Source organism: Streptomyces sp. NPDC028314, from assembly GCF_055565795.1.
In genome coordinates this window covers 49,345-64,656 of the sequence record NZ_JBVHTP010000007.1, presented here as the reverse complement: position 1 = coordinate 64,656, position 15,312 = coordinate 49,345, and the positions used below count along the sequence as shown (strand labels likewise).

At 74.2% G+C, this 15,312-nt stretch carries 15 protein-coding genes; 10 read left to right on the top strand and 5 right to left on the bottom strand.

The features are described from left to right. The first annotated feature begins 112 nt into the window (after nucleotides 1–112). From nadE to ACZ4TG_RS17660, 4 genes are all read left to right on the top strand, one after another. Nucleotides 113–943: an ammonia-dependent NAD(+) synthetase gene (gene nadE / locus ACZ4TG_RS17675; RefSeq protein WP_468163592.1), complete on the top strand. Its 831-nt coding sequence runs from the start codon at nucleotides 113–115 to the stop codon at nucleotides 941–943. A gap of 148 nt (nucleotides 944–1,091) precedes the next feature. After that, complete coding sequence (dhaK, locus tag ACZ4TG_RS17670; RefSeq protein WP_468163590.1) at nucleotides 1,092–2,096, top strand: dihydroxyacetone kinase subunit DhaK; 1,005 nt, start codon at nucleotides 1,092–1,094, stop codon at nucleotides 2,094–2,096. 95 nt (nucleotides 2,097–2,191) lie between these two features. Further along, nucleotides 2,192–2,767: a dihydroxyacetone kinase subunit DhaL gene (gene dhaL / locus ACZ4TG_RS17665; protein ID WP_468164150.1), complete on the top strand. Its 576-nt coding sequence runs from the start codon at nucleotides 2,192–2,194 to the stop codon at nucleotides 2,765–2,767. Continuing rightward, on the top strand, nucleotides 2,764–3,171 hold the full coding sequence (locus tag ACZ4TG_RS17660; RefSeq protein ID WP_468163588.1) for a PTS-dependent dihydroxyacetone kinase phosphotransferase subunit DhaM: 408 nt from the start codon (nucleotides 2,764–2,766) through the stop codon (nucleotides 3,169–3,171). The genes dhaL and ACZ4TG_RS17660 overlap by 4 nt, the downstream gene beginning before the upstream one ends. A 61-nt stretch (nucleotides 3,172–3,232) precedes the next feature. Here ACZ4TG_RS17660 and ACZ4TG_RS17655 read toward each other — a convergent pair whose 3' ends face one another. Further along, nucleotides 3,233–3,610 (bottom strand): RNA-binding S4 domain-containing protein, encoded by a 378-nt coding sequence (locus tag ACZ4TG_RS17655; RefSeq protein ID WP_468163585.1) that lies wholly within the window; start codon nucleotides 3,608–3,610, stop codon nucleotides 3,233–3,235. Nucleotides 3,611–3,744: 134 nt separating this feature from the next. Here ACZ4TG_RS17655 and ACZ4TG_RS17650 point away from each other — a divergent pair, with 134 nt between their 5' ends. From ACZ4TG_RS17650 to ACZ4TG_RS17635, 4 genes are all read left to right on the top strand, one after another. Beyond that, on the top strand, nucleotides 3,745–4,140 hold the full coding sequence (locus ACZ4TG_RS17650) for a TOBE domain-containing protein (RefSeq protein WP_053681863.1): 396 nt from the start codon (nucleotides 3,745–3,747) through the stop codon (nucleotides 4,138–4,140). Nucleotides 4,141–4,325: 185 nt separating this feature from the next. After that, nucleotides 4,326–5,153, top strand: coding sequence for a molybdate ABC transporter substrate-binding protein (gene modA / locus ACZ4TG_RS17645; protein WP_468163582.1), 828 nt, complete (start codon nucleotides 4,326–4,328; stop codon nucleotides 5,151–5,153). 95 nt (nucleotides 5,154–5,248) lie between these two features. After that, a complete protein-coding gene (locus tag ACZ4TG_RS17640) occupies nucleotides 5,249–7,174 on the top strand; it encodes an ABC transporter permease (RefSeq protein ID WP_468163580.1) in 1,926 nt (641 codons plus the stop codon). 111 nt (nucleotides 7,175–7,285) lie between these two features. Beyond that, on the top strand, nucleotides 7,286–7,993 hold the full coding sequence (locus ACZ4TG_RS17635) for a DUF4328 domain-containing protein (RefSeq protein ID WP_468163578.1): 708 nt from the start codon (nucleotides 7,286–7,288) through the stop codon (nucleotides 7,991–7,993). Between the two features lie 26 nt (nucleotides 7,994–8,019). Here ACZ4TG_RS17635 and ACZ4TG_RS17630 read toward each other — a convergent pair whose 3' ends face one another. Next, a complete protein-coding gene (locus tag ACZ4TG_RS17630) occupies nucleotides 8,020–10,086 on the bottom strand; it encodes a SpoIIE family protein phosphatase (protein ID WP_468163576.1) in 2,067 nt (688 codons plus the stop codon). 146 nt (nucleotides 10,087–10,232) lie between these two features. Beyond that, nucleotides 10,233–11,564, bottom strand: a complete 1,332-nt coding sequence (locus ACZ4TG_RS17625) for a DUF6777 domain-containing protein (protein ID WP_468163574.1) — start codon at nucleotides 11,562–11,564, stop codon at nucleotides 10,233–10,235. Between the two features lie 166 nt (nucleotides 11,565–11,730). Here ACZ4TG_RS17625 and ACZ4TG_RS17620 point away from each other — a divergent pair, with 166 nt between their 5' ends. Together ACZ4TG_RS17620 and ACZ4TG_RS17615 are read left to right on the top strand one after the other, a co-directional pair. After that, nucleotides 11,731–12,990 (top strand): streptophobe family protein, encoded by a 1,260-nt coding sequence (locus tag ACZ4TG_RS17620; RefSeq protein WP_468163572.1) that lies wholly within the window; start codon nucleotides 11,731–11,733, stop codon nucleotides 12,988–12,990. Nucleotides 12,991–13,124: 134 nt separating this feature from the next. Further along, nucleotides 13,125–13,496, top strand: a complete 372-nt coding sequence (locus tag ACZ4TG_RS17615) for a hypothetical protein (protein WP_468163570.1) — start codon at nucleotides 13,125–13,127, stop codon at nucleotides 13,494–13,496. Between the two features lie 18 nt (nucleotides 13,497–13,514). Here ACZ4TG_RS17615 and ACZ4TG_RS17610 read toward each other — a convergent pair whose 3' ends face one another. Together ACZ4TG_RS17610 and ACZ4TG_RS17605 are read right to left on the bottom strand one after the other, a co-directional pair. Then, nucleotides 13,515–14,579, bottom strand: a complete 1,065-nt coding sequence (locus ACZ4TG_RS17610) for a serine/threonine-protein kinase (protein WP_468163568.1) — start codon at nucleotides 14,577–14,579, stop codon at nucleotides 13,515–13,517. Continuing rightward, nucleotides 14,579–15,310, bottom strand: coding sequence for a hypothetical protein (locus ACZ4TG_RS17605; protein WP_468163566.1), 732 nt, complete (start codon nucleotides 15,308–15,310; stop codon nucleotides 14,579–14,581). Before ACZ4TG_RS17605 ends, ACZ4TG_RS17610 begins: the two co-directional genes overlap by 1 nt. Nucleotides 15,311–15,312 lie beyond the last annotated feature (2 nt).

Genomic DNA, 15,312 nt, shown 5'->3' with positions numbered 1-15,312 from the left:
CGCGCCGAGCAGACGTTATCGGAAATCGTTTTCATTTCCAATAGCGGGGCGAGGCGGCCCCTGGGTAGGGTGGGCGCGACAGGACATCGTGAAGAGGGAAGAAGGAGCAGAAGTGAGCGAGCCGGCGTCCAGCGCCCTGCAGCAGGAGATCGCGCGGGAACTCCAGGTGGCCGAGGCCTTCGAGGCGCAGCGGGAGATCGAGCGCCGGGTGACCTTCCTCAGCGAGCGGCTGACCTCCACCGGTCTGCGCTCCCTCGTGCTGGGCATCAGCGGCGGCGTCGACTCCACCACCACCGGCCGGCTGTGCCAGCTCGCCGTCGAGCGGGCCCGGGCCGCCGGACACGAGGCGCGGTTCTACGCGATGCGGCTGCCCTACGGGGTCCAGGCCGACGAGCACGACGCCCAGCTCGCGCTCTCCTTCATCCGGGCCGACCACGTGCTGACCGTGGACATCAAGCCCGCGAGCGACGCCGCCCTCGACGCCTCGCTGGCCGCCGGAGTCGACTTCCGCGACGCCCACCAGCAGGACTTCGTGCACGGCAACATCAAGGCCCGCCAGCGCATGATCGCCCAGTACGCGGTGGCCGGCGCGCATGACGGCCTGGTCGTCGGCACCGACCACGCCGCCGAGGCGGTCTCCGGCTTCTTCACCAAGTTCGGGGACGGCGCCGCCGACCTGGTGCCGCTGACCGGCCTGACCAAGCGCCGGGTGCGCGCCGTCGCGGACGCCCTGGGCGCGCCCGCCGAGCTGGTGTGGAAGACCCCCACGGCCGACCTGGAGACGCTCGACCCGGGCAAGGCCGACGAGGACGCGCTCGGGGTCACCTACGACGAGATCGACGACTTCCTGGAGGGCAAGCCGGTGGACGAGCGGACCTTCGGGACGATCGTCGCCCGCTACCGCCTCACCGAACACAAGCGTCAGCTGCCCGTGGCCCCCTGACGACACCGAAGCCCTTGAGGCACCCCCGCGGCGAAGATCGTACCGGGGGTGTCACTCGGTCCGCGTACACGATCTCCGCGATGGAAGCACCCCGCTCTGCGAGTATCAGTACCGCCAGAGTCCGCTTTCGGCCCACCAGGAGATACGCATGAAGATGCTGATCAACAGTGCGGAGACCGTCGTCGCCGACGCCCTGCGCGGGATGGCCGCGGCGCATCCCGAGCTGGAGGTCGACGTCGAGCACCGGCTCGTCGTACGGCGCGGTGCGCGCGACGGGGGGCGGGTCGGGCTGGTGTCCGGGGGCGGGTCCGGGCACGAACCGCTGCACGCCGGTTTCGTGGGGCCCGGGATGCTGTCGGCCGCGTGTCCCGGGGAGGTGTTCACCTCCCCCGTGCCCGACCAGATGCTGCGGGCGGCCAAAGCCGTCGACGGCGGTCAGGGGGTGCTGTTCATCGTCAAGAACTACACCGGCGACGTGCTGAACTTCGACATGGCCGCGGAGCTCGCCGAAGAGGACGGCCTGCGGGTCGAGCGGGTGCTGGTCAACGACGACGTCGCCGTCACCGACAGCCTGTACACGGCCGGCCGGCGCGGCACCGGGGCCACGCTGTTCGTCGAGAAGATCGCCGGGGCGGCCGCCGAAGCGGGCGCGCCGCTGGAGGAGGTCGCGGAGATCGCCCGCCGGGTCAACGCCGCCTCGCGGAGTTTCGGAGTGGCCCTCAGCGCCTGCACGACCCCCGCGAAGGGCAGTCCGACCTTCGACCTCCCGGACGGGGAGCTGGAGTTGGGGATCGGCATCCACGGCGAGCCGGGCCGTGAGCGGCGCCCGATGATGACCTCGCGGGAGATCGCCGAGGTCGCGGTGGGGGCCGTGATGGAGGAGATCGCCGAGGTGGCCCCGGCCGACGGGCCGGTGCTCGCCCTGGTCAACGGGATGGGCGCGACCCCGCTGCTGGAGCTGTACGGGTTCCACGCCGAGGTGGCGCGGGTGCTGGCCGGGCGCGGGGTGCGGGTGGCGCGGGCGCTCGTCGGAAACTACGTCACCTCGCTGGACATGGCGGGCTGTTCGGTGACGCTGTGCCGGGTCGACGAGGAGCTGCTGGGCCTGTGGGACGCGCCCGTGGAGACCGCCGCGCTGCGCTGGGGCCGCTGAGCACGCGGGTGAACGTATGGTGGCGGTGGGACCAGGCCAGATGGACGTGAGGCAAGGAGATTCCGGTGCGTGACGCAGACTTCTTCCGGCGCTGGATGGACACCGCCACGGCCGCGGTCGAGCGGGAGGCCGACCGGCTCACCGAACTCGACTCCCCCATCGGGGACGCCGACCACGGGAGCAATCTGCTGCGGGGCTTCGTCGCCGTGCGCGCGGCCCTGGAGGGCGAGCGGCCGCAGACGCCGGGCGCGGTGCTCCAGCTCGCCGGGCGGACCCTGATCTCCACGGTCGGCGGCGCGTCCGGGCCGCTGTACGGGACGCTGCTGCGGCGCACGGGCAAGGAGCTCGGGGACGCCGCGGAGGTCTCCGACGACGACCTGCACCAGGCCCTGCAGGCGGGGGTGGGCGCGGTGGCCCAGCTCGGCGGCGCCGCACCGGGCGACAAGACGATGCTGGACGCGCTGGTGCCGGGGGTGGCCGCGATGAGCACCTCCTACCGCGCCGCCGCGGACGCGGCGGAGAACGGCGCGCTGGCCACGGTACCGCTCCAGGCCCGCAAGGGCAGGGCGAGTTACCTCGGCGAGCGCAGCATCGGGCACCAGGACCCGGGCGCCACCTCCTCCGCCCTGCTGCTCACGGCGCTGGCCGAGGTCGCGGAGCCGCGCGGATGACCGCGCGGCCGACGGTCGGGATCGTACTGGTCTCCCACAGCGCGGAGGTCGCGGACTCGGTGGCCGCGCTGGCCCGGGGCCTGGCCGCGGGCGGGCCGATGGCCCCGATCGCAACGGCGGGCGGCACGGCGGACGGTGGGCTCGGCACCAGCTCGGAGCTGATCGTGGCCGCCGCCCGGGCCGTGGACCAGGGCGAGGGCATCGCGGTCCTCGTGGACATGGGCAGTTCGGTGCTCACGGTCAAGGCGCTCCTGCTGGACGAGGAGCTGCCCGCAGGGTGCCGGCTGGTCGACGCGCCCTTCCTGGAGGGCGCGGTGGCAGCCCTGGTGGCCGCCTCCGCCGGAGCCCCGCTGGACGCGGTGGCCGACGCGGCCGGCGAGGCGTACACGTACCGCAAGGTCTGACCCCACCGGCCGGACGGGGGTCTGACCCCACCGGCCGGACGCGGCTTTGGCGGCACGGCCCTCAGCGGCCGCGCAGGCTCTCGATCTCGCGGCGTTCCCTCTTCGTCGGCCGGCCCGCGCCGCGGTCCCGGATGCCGACCACGGCGGCCTCGACGGGGGTGGGCGGCGGCGGGCTGTTGTCCACGAAGCACTCGGCGGCCACCGGTGCACCGACCCGCTTGGCCACCGGCCGCCGGACCACCACGATCCGCTCACGCCCCGCGTGGAAGAGCCGTACCTCGTCCCCCGCGCGAACGGGCTGGGCCGGCTTGGCGCGCTCGCCGTTGACCTTCACGTGGCCCGCCCGGCAGGCGGTCGCCGCCGTCGAGCGGGTCTTCGTCAGGCGCACGGACCAGATCCACGCGTCCACCCGCACCGTTCCCGTTACCTCTTCAGCCATGCCCCGACTGTAGCGATCCGGAGAGGGGGAAGCGGAAGGGGTTTTGGCAGAAACACCAATACCCATAGCATCTGCCATGTACATCGTCCCAATGGAATTGCAAATGCGGGACAAGTGGACCTACCTTGTCGCCCATGCAGTCCTACACCATCGGACAGGCCGCGCGTCTGCTGGGCGTCAGCCCGGACACGGCGCGCCGCTGGGCAGACGCCGGCCGGGTCGCGACCCATCGCGACGAGGGCGGTCGTCGCCTGATCGACGGCCGCGCCCTGGCCGCCTTCTCCGTCGAGGTGGGCCAGGGAGCCCACACCGAGGACGAGGAGCCCTACACCTCGGCGCGCAACGCCTTCCCGGGCATCGTCACGGCCGTCAAGCTCGGCGACGTGGCCGCCCAGGTCGAGATCCAGGCCGGTCCCCACCGCCTGGTCTCCCTGCTCACCCGTGAGGCCGTCGAGGAGCTCGGACTGGAGGTCGGCATGCGGGCCACCGCCCGTGTGAAGTCCACCAGTGTGCACATCGACCGCACCTGATCCCCACCTTGCCTCCCAGCAGGTCCGCAGCCGATCCGTGAGGGTTCGGCCGCATCGCGCGGTCCCCGCACCACCGCTCAGCACCAACGCACGTCCCCACCCGCTCCGCCCGTCACCGGCGCGGGTCACCACCGCGCGGTCCCGGCATCAGGCCGGCCGCCGACCCGACCGAGGAGCTCCTGCCCATGTCCCCGACCCTGACCCGCCGCCGCACCACCGCCGCCGCCCTCACCGCCGCCCTCCTGGTGCCCGTGCTGGCCGCCTGCGGCAGCAGTGACGAGAAGAAGAACGACGCGGGCGCCTCCCCGAGCACCGCTTCCTCCGCCTCGGCCTCCGCCGAGCCCAAGGCCGCGAACCTGACGGTGCTGGCCGCGTCCTCCCTCACCGACGTCTTCAAGACCGCGGGTGCCGCGTACGAGAAGGCGCACCCGGGCACGAAGGTCACCTTCTCCTTTGCCGGTTCGCAGGAGCTCGCCGCCCAGGTCAAGCAGGGCGCCCCGGCCGACGCGCTGGTCACCGCCGACACCAAGACGATGGACGGCCTCAAGGCCGAGACCAACGACGCGACGGTCATCGCCAAGAACCGCCTGGTCATCGCCGGCGGCAAGGGCAACCCCTTCAAGATCGACGAGCTGAAGGACCTTGCCGACACCAAGATCAAGGTCGTGCTCGCCGCGCCCGAGGTCCCGGTCGGCCGCTACAGCAAGCAGATCCTCGACGCGCAGAAGATCGAGGTCAAGCCGGTCTCCCAGGAGCCCAACGTCCGCGCCGTCCTGAGCAAGGTCGAGCTGGGTGAGGCCGACGCCGGCCTCGTCTACAAGACGGACACCCTCAAGTCCGGTGACAAGGTCGCCGTCGTCGACATCCCGGACGAGCAGAACGCCGTGGCCTCCTACCCGGCCGCCACGCTCAAGCAGTCCAAGAACACCGACGCCGCCGCCGCGTTCGTCGCGTGGCTGAGCACGCCCGAGGCGCAGAAGATCCTCCAGGACGCGGGCTTCCAGAAGTCGTAACCGGTCGGCCGGCGCCCGGAAATCCGGATATAGAGAGGGGCTGCCTGGTCCGGGGGGACAGGCAGTCCCTCTCGCCCCCCACCCAGGAACCCCACATGCCCAGAGTCCGTCACCGCGTCCGGCCGCCCGTGGCCCTGGCGCTCCCCGCGCTGCTCGCCGTCGCGTTCCTGCTGCTGCCGCTCGTGGGCATCCTGACCCGCACCCAGTGGGGCGAGCTCGGCACCCACCTGACCAGCCCGGGCGTCGTCGAGGCGCTCGAGCTCTCGCTGGTGGTGTCCTTCTGGGCCCTCGGGCTCTCCCTCCTGCTCGGTGTGCCGCTCGCCTGGCTGCTGGCGCGGGTGGAGTTCCGGGGGAAGGCCTTCGTACGGTCCCTCGTACTGCTCCCCATGGTGCTGCCGCCCACCGTCGGCGGCGTGGCCCTGCTGCTGGGCTTCGGGCGGCGCGGGCTGCTCGGGCCCTGGCTGGAGGGCACCTTCGGCATCACGCTCCCCTTCCACACCTCCGGGGCGGTCGTCGCCGCCACCTTCGTGGCCATGCCGTTCCTCGTCATCAGCCTGGAGGGGGCGCTGGGCGGGCTCGGGCAGAACTACGAGGAGACCGCGGGCTCCCTCGGCGCCTCGCCGGTACGGGTGTTCTTCACCGTGACCCTGCCCATGGTCGCCCCCGGCCTGATCGCCGGCGCGGCCCTCACCTGGGCCCGCGCGCTCGGTGAGTTCGGCGCGACCATCACCTTCGCCGGCAACCTGCCGGGCACCACCCAGACCCTGCCGCTCCAGGTGTACCTGCTGCTCCAGGACAGCCCCGAGGCGGCCACGTCCGTCTCGCTGCTGCTGCTCGCGATCGCCATGGGCGTACTGATCGCCCTGCGCGGCCGCTGGGCCGGAACCCCCGCCGCCCGCAAGGGCGCAGAGGCCCCCGCGGCAACCGAGGAACCCCCGGCCCCCCTCGGCCCCGAGACCCCCGCCGCAGCCCCGCACGACGGCGGGCGCTGGCCGATGCACGCCGAGGTGACCGGCTTCAACCGGCTCACCCTCGACGCGGAGCCGGGCACCACCATCGCCGTCGTCGGCGAGAACGGCGCGGGCAAGACCACCCTGCTGCGCGCCCTGCTCGGGCTGACCCCCCGCGCCCACGCCGACCTCAAGCTGGGCGGCACGGACGTCACCGCACTGCCCCCGCACAAGCGGCGGGTGGCCTGGGTCCCGCAGGACGGAGCGCTCTTCCCGCACCTGAACGCGCTGGCCAACACCGCGTACGGGCTGCGCGCCCGCCGGGTGCCGCGTGCCGAGGCGCGCGCCGAAGCGCAGGCCTGGCTGGACCGGCTCGGCGTCGGCCACCTCGCGCGCCGCAAGCCGGCGCAACTGTCGGGCGGCCAGGCCCAACGCGTAGCCCTGGCCCGGGCGTTGGCGGCCCGCCCCCGGCTGCTGCTGCTCGACGAGCCCCTCGCGGCCCTCGACCAGACCACCCGGGCGCGCGTCCGCCACACCCTGCGCACCCATCTGGCGGGCTTCGGCGGCGTCTGCCTGATCGTCACCCACGACCCCGTGGAGGCGGTGTCGCTGGCCGACCGGGTCCTCGTACTCGCCGACGGGCAGACCCTCCAGGACGCCGCGCCCTCCGAGGTCACCCGCCATCCCCGCTCCCCGTGGGTGGCCCGCATGCTGGGCCGCAACGCCTGGCCCGGCAAGGCCGACGCCAAGGGGCTGGGCCTGGCCGGAGGCGGCCGGCTGGTGGTCCCCGAGGCCCTGCCGGAGGGGGCCGAGGCCCTCGCGATCATCGCCCCGGAGGCGGTGTCCCTGCACCGGGAGCGCCCGGGCGGCAGCCCCCGCAACGTCTGGCCCGGCACCGTACGGGAGATCACCGCCGTCGGCAGCCGGCTGCGCGTACTCGTCGCCCTCACCGAGGCCCCCGACCTGGTCGCGGAGATCACCCCCGAGGCGGCGGCCGAACTGGGCGTGGTCGACGGGGCCGACGTGTGGGCGAGCGTGAAGGCCACCGAGGTCACGCTGGTGCTGCTCTAGGCCGTTGCCCGCCTTTGGATCGTGGCGCCGTACTGACATATGTTCGGGCTGCTCGCGCGTCAGCGGGCCTTTCTTTTCTCGGATGTCACACGTTCCCGTGGGGGGTTCCACATGTCCTTCAGCACGCCCGCCTCACCACCGCCCGCGGTCGCCGTCGACGTACTGCGTTCCCCGCAGGGCCTTTCGACCGCTCTGACCGTGCTGCTCTCCCTGTCGGGCCTGGCCGCCCTCTTCGCCGCGGGCTCCAACCTGTACGGGTGGACGCTCCTCCAGGACGTGCTGGCGGATCCCGCCGAGGTGTCCGGCAGCTCCCTCGACCTGGCCGACGTCCTCACCGCCGCCTCGTCCGTGGTCGACGTCATCGTCTTCGCCGCCACGTCGGTGGTGTTCGTCATCTGGTTCCACCGCGTGCGCACGAACGGCGAGATCTTCCGTCCCGACGCGTTCACGATGTCCAGCGGCTGGGCCATCGGCGGCTGGTTCATCCCCTTCGCCAACTTCGTCATCCCGTGCCGGATCGCCGGCCAGACCTGGAAGGCGAGCACCCAGCTCGGCCCCCAGGGCGAGCACCGGACGCAGTCGCGCTCGCTCCTCGTCGGCTGGTGGGTGCTGTTCGTCGCCATGACGGTGATCGAGCGGGCAGCGGCCACGATGTACGACAGGGCGGAAACCCCCGAGAAGCTGAGCACCGCCTACGCCGCGGCCGTCTTCGGCTCCCTCGTCGGGGTGGCCGCTGCCGTCGTCACCGTCCTGTTCGTCCGCAAGCTGACGGCCTTGCAGAACATCAAGGCCGCGCAGGGCCCGTACGCCGCGATCTGACCCGTCCGCACCGCGCCGCGCGCGGCCTACGCGGCCGGCCCCGGGACGGCGAACTCGCACCACACGCACTTCCCGGCGCCCCGGGGCTCCACGCCCCAGTCGTCCGCCAGCCGGTCGACCAGCATCAGGCCGCGCCCCGACACCGCCCAGTCCCCCGCCTCGCAGCGGTGCGGCAGGGCGCTGCTGGAGTCCGCGACCTCGACCCGGATCCGGCCGTCGGCGGTCAGCCGCATGCTGACCTCGCCGCCGCCGTCGGTGTGCACCAGCGCGTTGGTCATCAGCTCGTCGGCGGCCAGCTCGATCTCGTCCGCCCGGTCCCTGGCGCCCCAGGCGGCCACCGCCGCCCTGATCAGATGCCGGGCCATCGCCGGGGCCTCCGGGTCGCCGGGGTGGAGGTGGTGGTGCAGCGGGCCCCCGCCCCGCGGGGCGGGCGCGCCGCGGCGGCGCAGCAGGAGCAGCGCCATGTCGTCCCCGCCACCCGCGTCCCCGACGAGGTCGCACAGCACGTCGGCGAGATGCTCGACCTCGACCGGGCCGCTGCGGACCGCCTCCATGACCTGCCGCATCCCGGTCTCGGGGTCGCCGTCGGGCCGTTCGGTCAGGCCGTCCGTGCAGAGCAGCAGGGTGTCGCCGGGGTGCAGTTCGATGCTGGTGACGGGGTAGCCGGTACCGGTGCCGGGCTCGTCCCGGGCCGGCAGTCCGAGCGGGAGGCCGCCGGCCGCCTGGATCCGGTGGCAGCTGCCGTCGCCGCGCCGGACCACCGGGTCGATGTGGCCGGCCCGGACCAGGTGCAGCATGCCGGTGTTGAGGTCCACTTCGCCGTAGACGCAGGTGGCGAAGCGTTCCGTCGCCAGCTCCCGCAGGAACGTCGAGGCCCGTGCCATCGCCGTGCCGGGGGTGTGTCCCTCCGTGATGTACGCGCGCAGCACGATCCGCAGCTGGCCCATGACGGCGGCCGCGTCGGTGTCGTGCCCCTCCACGTCCCCGATCATCACCCCGACCCGGCCCTCGCCGAGGGGGATCACGTCGTACCAGTCGCCGCCGATGTCCCGGCCCATCCTGGCCGCCCGGTACCGCACGGCGATCCGCGCGCCCGGCACCTCCGGGATCCGGCGCGGCAGCATCGCGCGCTGGAGCCCCTCCGCCAGGTCGTGCTCCTGCTCGAAGAGGATGGCCCGCTGGAGGCTCTGTGCGATGCCGCTGCCCAGCGCCACCAGCAGGTTCCGCTCCTCGGCGGTGAAGTCCCCGTCCCGGGCGTAGAGGAGCCCCAGCGCGCCGACGGGACGGCCCTGGGCGATCAGGGGCAGGTAGACCCCGCTGCGCACGTCGAGGGGTTCGATGTACGGCCACAGCTGCGGGTAGCGCCGCCGGAACTCCTCCCGTGAGGCGATGTAGACCGTCTGGAGGCTCCGTACGGCCTCGCTCATCGGCAGCTCGGCGTCCATCCGGGTGTACTCGATCTCGGGCACGTACGAGCCCAGCTGCCCCTCCGCGACCAGGTGGATCCGCCCGCCGTCGACCACTCCGAGCATCACGCTGACCGCGCCCAGGTGGCCGAGGGCCTGCGGGTCCTTGAGCACGTCCGTCACGTCGTTGACGGTGCGGGCGTGGGCCAGGATCGCGGTGGTCCGCTCGACGACCCCGGTCATCCGGCGCCGCCCCTCGTCCCGCTCGCCCGCGGCCCCCGGCTCCCCGGGGTCGTGGGCGGCGTCGCGCAGGATGCCGATGACCCGGTACGGGCGGCCGTGCGGGTCCCGCAGGATGTGCCCCTGGACATGGGTCCAGCCGCGGGTGCCGTCGCGCCGCCGGCTGCGGAAGTAGGCCCCGTAGTGGCTGCGCCCGTCCTTCAGCGCCTGCGCGACGCGTGCGTCGAGCCGCGCCTCCTCGCCCGGCACGACCCGGCTCCGGAGCCCTTCGGGGGTCCCGCTGAACTCGTCCGGGCGCAGGTCGAGGACCTCGAGGGCGGTGGGGTCCAGATGCATCTGTCCGCTGTCGAGGTCCCAGTCGAAGGTGCCCATGCGGTTGAGCGCGAGACTCGTGTCGGGCCGCGCGGGCCAGTCGACCTCGGGGGTGTTTCGTCCCCGTTGGTCCATGCAGCCAGGGTCTCACTCTTCCCCGCCGGACGGCACGCGGACGGCACGCGGACCGTACCCCCGCCGTGACGGCCGCCGGCCTCGCCGCCTCCCGCGCCACCGGCCTGCGGACCGCCTGCCGTTGCGGTGCGCGCGGGGTGGCGTCTTCAGTCCGGCCGCGTGCCCGGCCCGGAGGGGGGCGCCGGGGACGGCGGCTCGGCGGGCGGGCTGCCGGAGGGGTCGACGAGGGCTTGGGGCGGCGAGGCCTCCGAGGTGTCCTTCGAGGTGTCGGAGGGGGACCCTTCCGGCGTGCCGGACGGGGTGTCGGACGGGGACTCCTCCGGGGTGTCGGAGGGCGTGCCGGACGGCGTGTCGGAGGAGGACTCCTCCGGGGTGCCGGTGGGGGTGTCCGTCGGGGTGTCGGGGACCGGCGGCGAGCTGGTCACGGGCGGCTCGGTGAGCGTCGGGGTGGGGGTCGGGGTCACCGGTGGCGGCACGGGCCGGTCGTGCTTGCCCTGGCGGTCTCCCCGGTCCCGCTCGTACCAGACCTGGTCGTGGTGGTCGTAGATCACGAAGGTGTTCACGATCTTCACCGACGGCGCGATCACCACGACGTCCGCCGGCCGGTACGAGGGCCAGGACCGGCCGGTGCGCTTCGGTTCGGCCTTCAGCGCCACCGGCTCGCCCAGCGGGTTCCCGCAGGCGCAGCGCACCCGCGGCACCCCGCGGCCGTCCACCAGCACCGCCGTCCCGGCCTGGAGCACCGCCTGGTAGGCGGTGGCCCGGCCGTCGCGGTAGCCGTGGTTCGTGACCCGGGTGTCCGTCCGGAGCTGGACGGGGGTCAGCGAGCGGAGGTGGCCCGGTACGGCGTCCGGCCGGATGCCGAGGGCCGAGGCGAAGGCGGCGTTCTTGGCGGGCTGCGCGGAGAGCACCCTGATCTGTTTCTCCACGTCGCAGCTGGCGATGTTCCGGGTGCCGCCGTACAGGCCGGGTGACGCGCCGCTGACGCTGCGGGTGACCGTCGTACCGGTGGTGCCGGTCGGCGCGGTACTCCGACCGGGTGGCGGCGGGCTCTCCGGAGGTGGCGTGGCCTCCTTCGCCGCCGTCGACTCGGTGAACGGGTCGGGTCCGGTCGCGGCGGCGGGCTGCAGGAAGACCTCCCCGCCGCCCTGCCGGGTGGAGGTTCCGCTGGGCCGGGTCAGGACCACCACCAGCGCAGCGACCGCCGCCAGCGCGACGACCGCTGCCGCCAGCCGGGGCACGGACCGCCACCACGGGCCCTTGGCCGGCGGCCCGCCCGGGCCGCCGGCTCCGCCGGGCTCCGAGGGCCCTCCGGGAGGCGGCGGGGCCGTCGGAGGCGGGGTCCCCTGGCGGCCGCCCGAGAGCGGGCCGGAAGGAGGCCCCGTGGGGCGCTCGGACGGCGGCTGCGAGGACCCGTTCGGCGGCTGCGAGGACTGCGGGGGCCGCGGCGGCTCCTGGCCGGAGGGTTGCGTGGTCACGGGCTCCTCTTCCCAGGCGGAGGAGTTCCGGTCCCGGGTGGACGTCCCGTCGGCGCCGCACTCCCCGGGCGCTGTACGGAAATCTCCGGATTTACTGCACTCCTGCGGACCATTGTGTGCGGTGTCCAGGTGGTGGCCGCAAGCCGAGGGTGCCTACGGTTGCAGCGTGAGCCGAACGTCAGCAACCTCATCCGGTGGCTCCGCGAGGGCCTGGCGTGACGCCCTCGTCGCCGCCGTGGCCGGCTTCGTGGTGATGGCCGCGGTCGCCGCGGCGGGACTGGCCTGCGCGGGCGCGGGCGACCTTCCGGGCGGGGCGTTCCCCCGGGTGGTCGCCGCCGTGGTCGTGATGGCGGCCGGCGGTTCGGTCGAGGTGTCCGGCGAGGCCGGCTTCCTGGCCGGGGCCGACGCGAGCCTGTCCGTACTGCCGCTGTCGGTGAGTCTGGCCGGCGCCCTGACCGCCGCCTTCTGCTTCCTGCGGCCCCTGCACAACCGGGCGGTGGCCGGACCGGGCGAACTGCTGCGCCGAGCCGTCCCGTTGGTGGTGCTGTGGCTGCTCGCCCTCACCGGCGCCGCGCTGCTCGCCCGGCAGACCTTCGGGATCTCCACCGGCGACTCCCCCGTCGGAGAGATCAGCGAACTCCTCGACTCCGCCCCGACCGTGGGCTTCAGGGCTGACCTGCCGACCACCCTGCTCTTCGGACTCCTGTGGATCCTCGGCCTGTTGCTGGTCGCCCTGCTGGCGTCCCGGCGGGCTCCGCTGCCCGTCGCTCTGGTGCGCTTCCACACGGCGGTGCGCCCGGCCGCCTTCGCCACCGTCGTCCTGCTCCTGACCTACGTGGCCCTCGCCCTGGTCGTCGCTCTGGTGGTCGCGGCGACCCAGGGGCATGCCGCGCGGACGCTGGCCGTGATCCTGCTGGGCCTGCCCAACCTGGCGTGGCTCGGGCTGACCCTGGGCCTGGGAGGATCGTGGGAGGGCCGGGTGGAAGGGCCGTTCGGGCTGCCGGTTCCGCAGCTGCTGGACCAGGTGCTGCGCGGGCCCGACCTGTCCACGGTCGACGTGGCCTCGCTCGCGGAGCACGACTCCCGGGCGTGGTGGCTGGTCCCGGTGGCCGCCGTCCTGCTGCTGGGTGCGGGCGCGCTGGCGGCCGTACGGTCCCCCGCGCACGTACGCGCCTGGCAGCACGCGCTCCACCTGGGCGTGGCCCTCGCGCTGGCCACGCTGGCGGTGTGCCTGCTGGCCGGCGCGCAGGCCCGGTTCGGCCTGTCCCTGCTGGGCATCGGCGATGTGGGCGGCCTCGGCGGGAAGGTGGACCTCACCCCGGATCTCTGGCGCAACGTGGGCCTCGCGCTGCTGTGGGGCGCCGCCGCGGGCTTCCTCGGCGCGCTGGCGGCCCGTCCCCTGCGCCGCGCCGGCCGGGTGGACTAGGCCGTCTCTCGTCCGCTTCTTCCGCCTCAACTTGGTGCCGAACGCAGCTACTTCCGGAAACCGCTGGTCCGTACGGGTGAACGGGTGGATATCGGTTCATCGGGGCATCGTTTCTGCATGCCAACCTCACCTCCGTGAACACGTTTAAAGGCCTGTTCCGGCCGCTCCACGCCGGCGGCCTGCTTGCCGTCTCCGCTGTCGCCCTGACCCTGTCCACCGCTCTCCCCACGGAGGCGACGCCCACCGGGGCCCGCTATCTGGCCGGTCCTGTCGGTGCGCAGGACGCGAGCTCCCGCAAGGTGTCCGTCAGCGCGGTCTACTGTCCCGACGGCTTGCTCGCGCAGTCCGGCGGCTACTCGCTGGAGAACGGGAAGACCGGCCCCCTCCTCGCCAGCCACCCCGTCGTCGACGGGCGGGGCCGCAAGGGCTGGTACGCCTCCGCCTCGCACGCGGACGTCAGGGCGTACGTGCTCTGCCTCGTCGCCCCCGGTGACCCCGGCCCCTGACCTCGCCCCGGTACGGGCTCACTCCCGGTCCCTCGGCCGGAACACCGGCATCGCCCAGCGCGGCGGCGGAGGCGGTGGCCCGGGATCCACCGAAGCCGAAGCCGACGCCGACGCGGGGGCCGGGGCCGCGCCCCCGGAACCCGGGGGCGCGGCCACCCTCGTCGGCGGGTGGCGGCGGCCCGCCGCGGACCCCTCGGCGCCCGCCACCGGCTCCTCCCCCGCCCGCCGCAGCGCCCCGGTGAACTCCAGGCAGCTGCGCCACCGTTCCTCCGGGGACTTGGCCAGCGCCTTCGCCAGTACCGCGTCGACCGCCACGGGTACGTCCGGCCGCCGCGAGGTCACCGCGGGCGGCGGATCGTACTGGTGGGCCCAGAGCAGGGCCATGTCGTCGTCGCGCCGGAAGGGAGGTCCGCCGGTCAGCATCTCGTGGACCACGCACCCCAGGCTGTAGACGTCGCACCGCCCGTCCACCGGTTTCCCGGAGATCTGCTCGGGCGCCACGTAGTCCAGCGTCCCGACGAACTGCCCGACGCTCGTGAACCCGGTCAGCGACAGCGATTTCTTCGTCAGGCCGAAGTCCGTCAGGTACACGTGCTCGGGGTGTTCGCTGTCGGTGCCCCCGGCGACCAGGATGTTGCCCGGTTTCACGTCGCGGTGGACCAGGTCGTGGTCGTGCGCCGCGTCCAGCGCCGACGCCACCTGCCCCGCGATCCGCGCCGCCGTCGCCACCGGCAGCGGACCGGTGCGGTCCAGCAGGGCACGCAGGTCCTGTCCGGCGACGTAGCGCATGGCGATGTACAGCAGGCCGTCCGTCTCCCCCGCCTCGAAGACCGGAACGATGTGCGGGTGGTCGATGGCCGCCGCCACCTTCGACTCGTGCGCGAACCGCCGGCGGAAGGTGTCGTTGCGGGCCAGCTCCGGGGCGAGCAGTTTCAGGGCCACGGTCCGCTCCAGGCGCAGGTCCCGCGCCCGGTAGACGACGGCCATCCCGCCGCGCCCGATCTCGCTCTCCACCTGGTACCCGGCGATCCGCTTGCCCAGCAGGCCGGACGGCCGTCCGCCCAGGGAACCGGCGGCGGACATCACCGTCCCCCGCCCTCGGGCACGTCCGCGATGCGCGTCGGATCGTGCCCGGAGGGGGTCCCGGGCGCGGCATCGGGCGGCGCGTCGGGCGGTACGTCGGGCGGCGCGTCGGGCAGGCCGTCGCCGGGGGCGGCCGGGGCGGCCCGTGCCGGTGAACTGCGCGCATGCGGTGGTACGTCGGCCGCCGGCCCGGAGTCCGCTTCCGCCTCCGGCGGCCCCTGCGCGGGCGGGGCGTCCGGTCCCGACACGACCGCGCAGGTCGCCAGCCGGCTCCCGTCGCCGTACATCCACCGCCCGCTGGCCTCGTCGTACAGCCAGACCTCCGCCCCGTCGAGCACCACCCCGGCGCGCAGCCCCCGGGTCCCGCGCCGGAAGGCCTCGGCGTCCACCCGCCCGGAGCCGAGCTCCTCGGCGGCCCGGCGGTAGCGCTCCAGGACGTCGGCGCTCCGGGCGAGCAGCGGCCGGGGGTCCTCGGTGCGCGACAGCGGCCGGCCCGTCGTCGGCGGCGGCTGCGGCACGGCCACCAGCAGCCGTCCGTCCACCCAGGCGGACCACCCGTTGGAGCACCGGACCTCCCCCCATTCACCGCGCCGGGACACCAGTTGCACGGGGAGGAAGGCGTCCAGCGAGGCGGTGGGCCGGGAGACGTCCGGCGCCTCCCAGGCGGGCAGCCCGTCCCGCGGTACGACGTGCGTGGGCCGGAAGTCCGCGATCCCCTCGGGGCTCGTCATGG

Coding starts and splice junctions, on each gene's coding strand:
- dhaK (WP_468163590.1), top strand. CDS start 1,092: ATGAAGATGCTGATCAACAGTGCGGAGACCGTCGTCGCCGACGCCCTG.
- dhaL (WP_468164150.1), top strand. CDS start 2,192: ATGGACACCGCCACGGCCGCGGTCGAGCGGGAGGCCGACCGGCTCACC.
- ACZ4TG_RS17660 (WP_468163588.1), top strand. CDS start 2,764: ATGACCGCGCGGCCGACGGTCGGGATCGTACTGGTCTCCCACAGCGCG.
- ACZ4TG_RS17655 (WP_468163585.1), bottom strand. CDS start 3,610: ATGGCTGAAGAGGTAACGGGAACGGTGCGGGTGGACGCGTGGATCTGG.
- ACZ4TG_RS17650 (WP_053681863.1), top strand. CDS start 3,745: ATGCAGTCCTACACCATCGGACAGGCCGCGCGTCTGCTGGGCGTCAGC.
- modA (WP_468163582.1), top strand. CDS start 4,326: ATGTCCCCGACCCTGACCCGCCGCCGCACCACCGCCGCCGCCCTCACC.
- ACZ4TG_RS17640 (WP_468163580.1), top strand. CDS start 5,249: ATGCCCAGAGTCCGTCACCGCGTCCGGCCGCCCGTGGCCCTGGCGCTC.
- ACZ4TG_RS17635 (WP_468163578.1), top strand. CDS start 7,286: ATGTCCTTCAGCACGCCCGCCTCACCACCGCCCGCGGTCGCCGTCGAC.
- ACZ4TG_RS17630 (WP_468163576.1), bottom strand. CDS start 10,086: ATGGACCAACGGGGACGAAACACCCCCGAGGTCGACTGGCCCGCGCGG.
- ACZ4TG_RS17610 (WP_468163568.1), bottom strand. CDS start 14,579: ATGTCCGCCGCCGGTTCCCTGGGCGGACGGCCGTCCGGCCTGCTGGGC.
- ACZ4TG_RS17605 (WP_468163566.1), bottom strand. CDS start 15,310: ATGACGAGCCCCGAGGGGATCGCGGACTTCCGGCCCACGCACGTCGTA.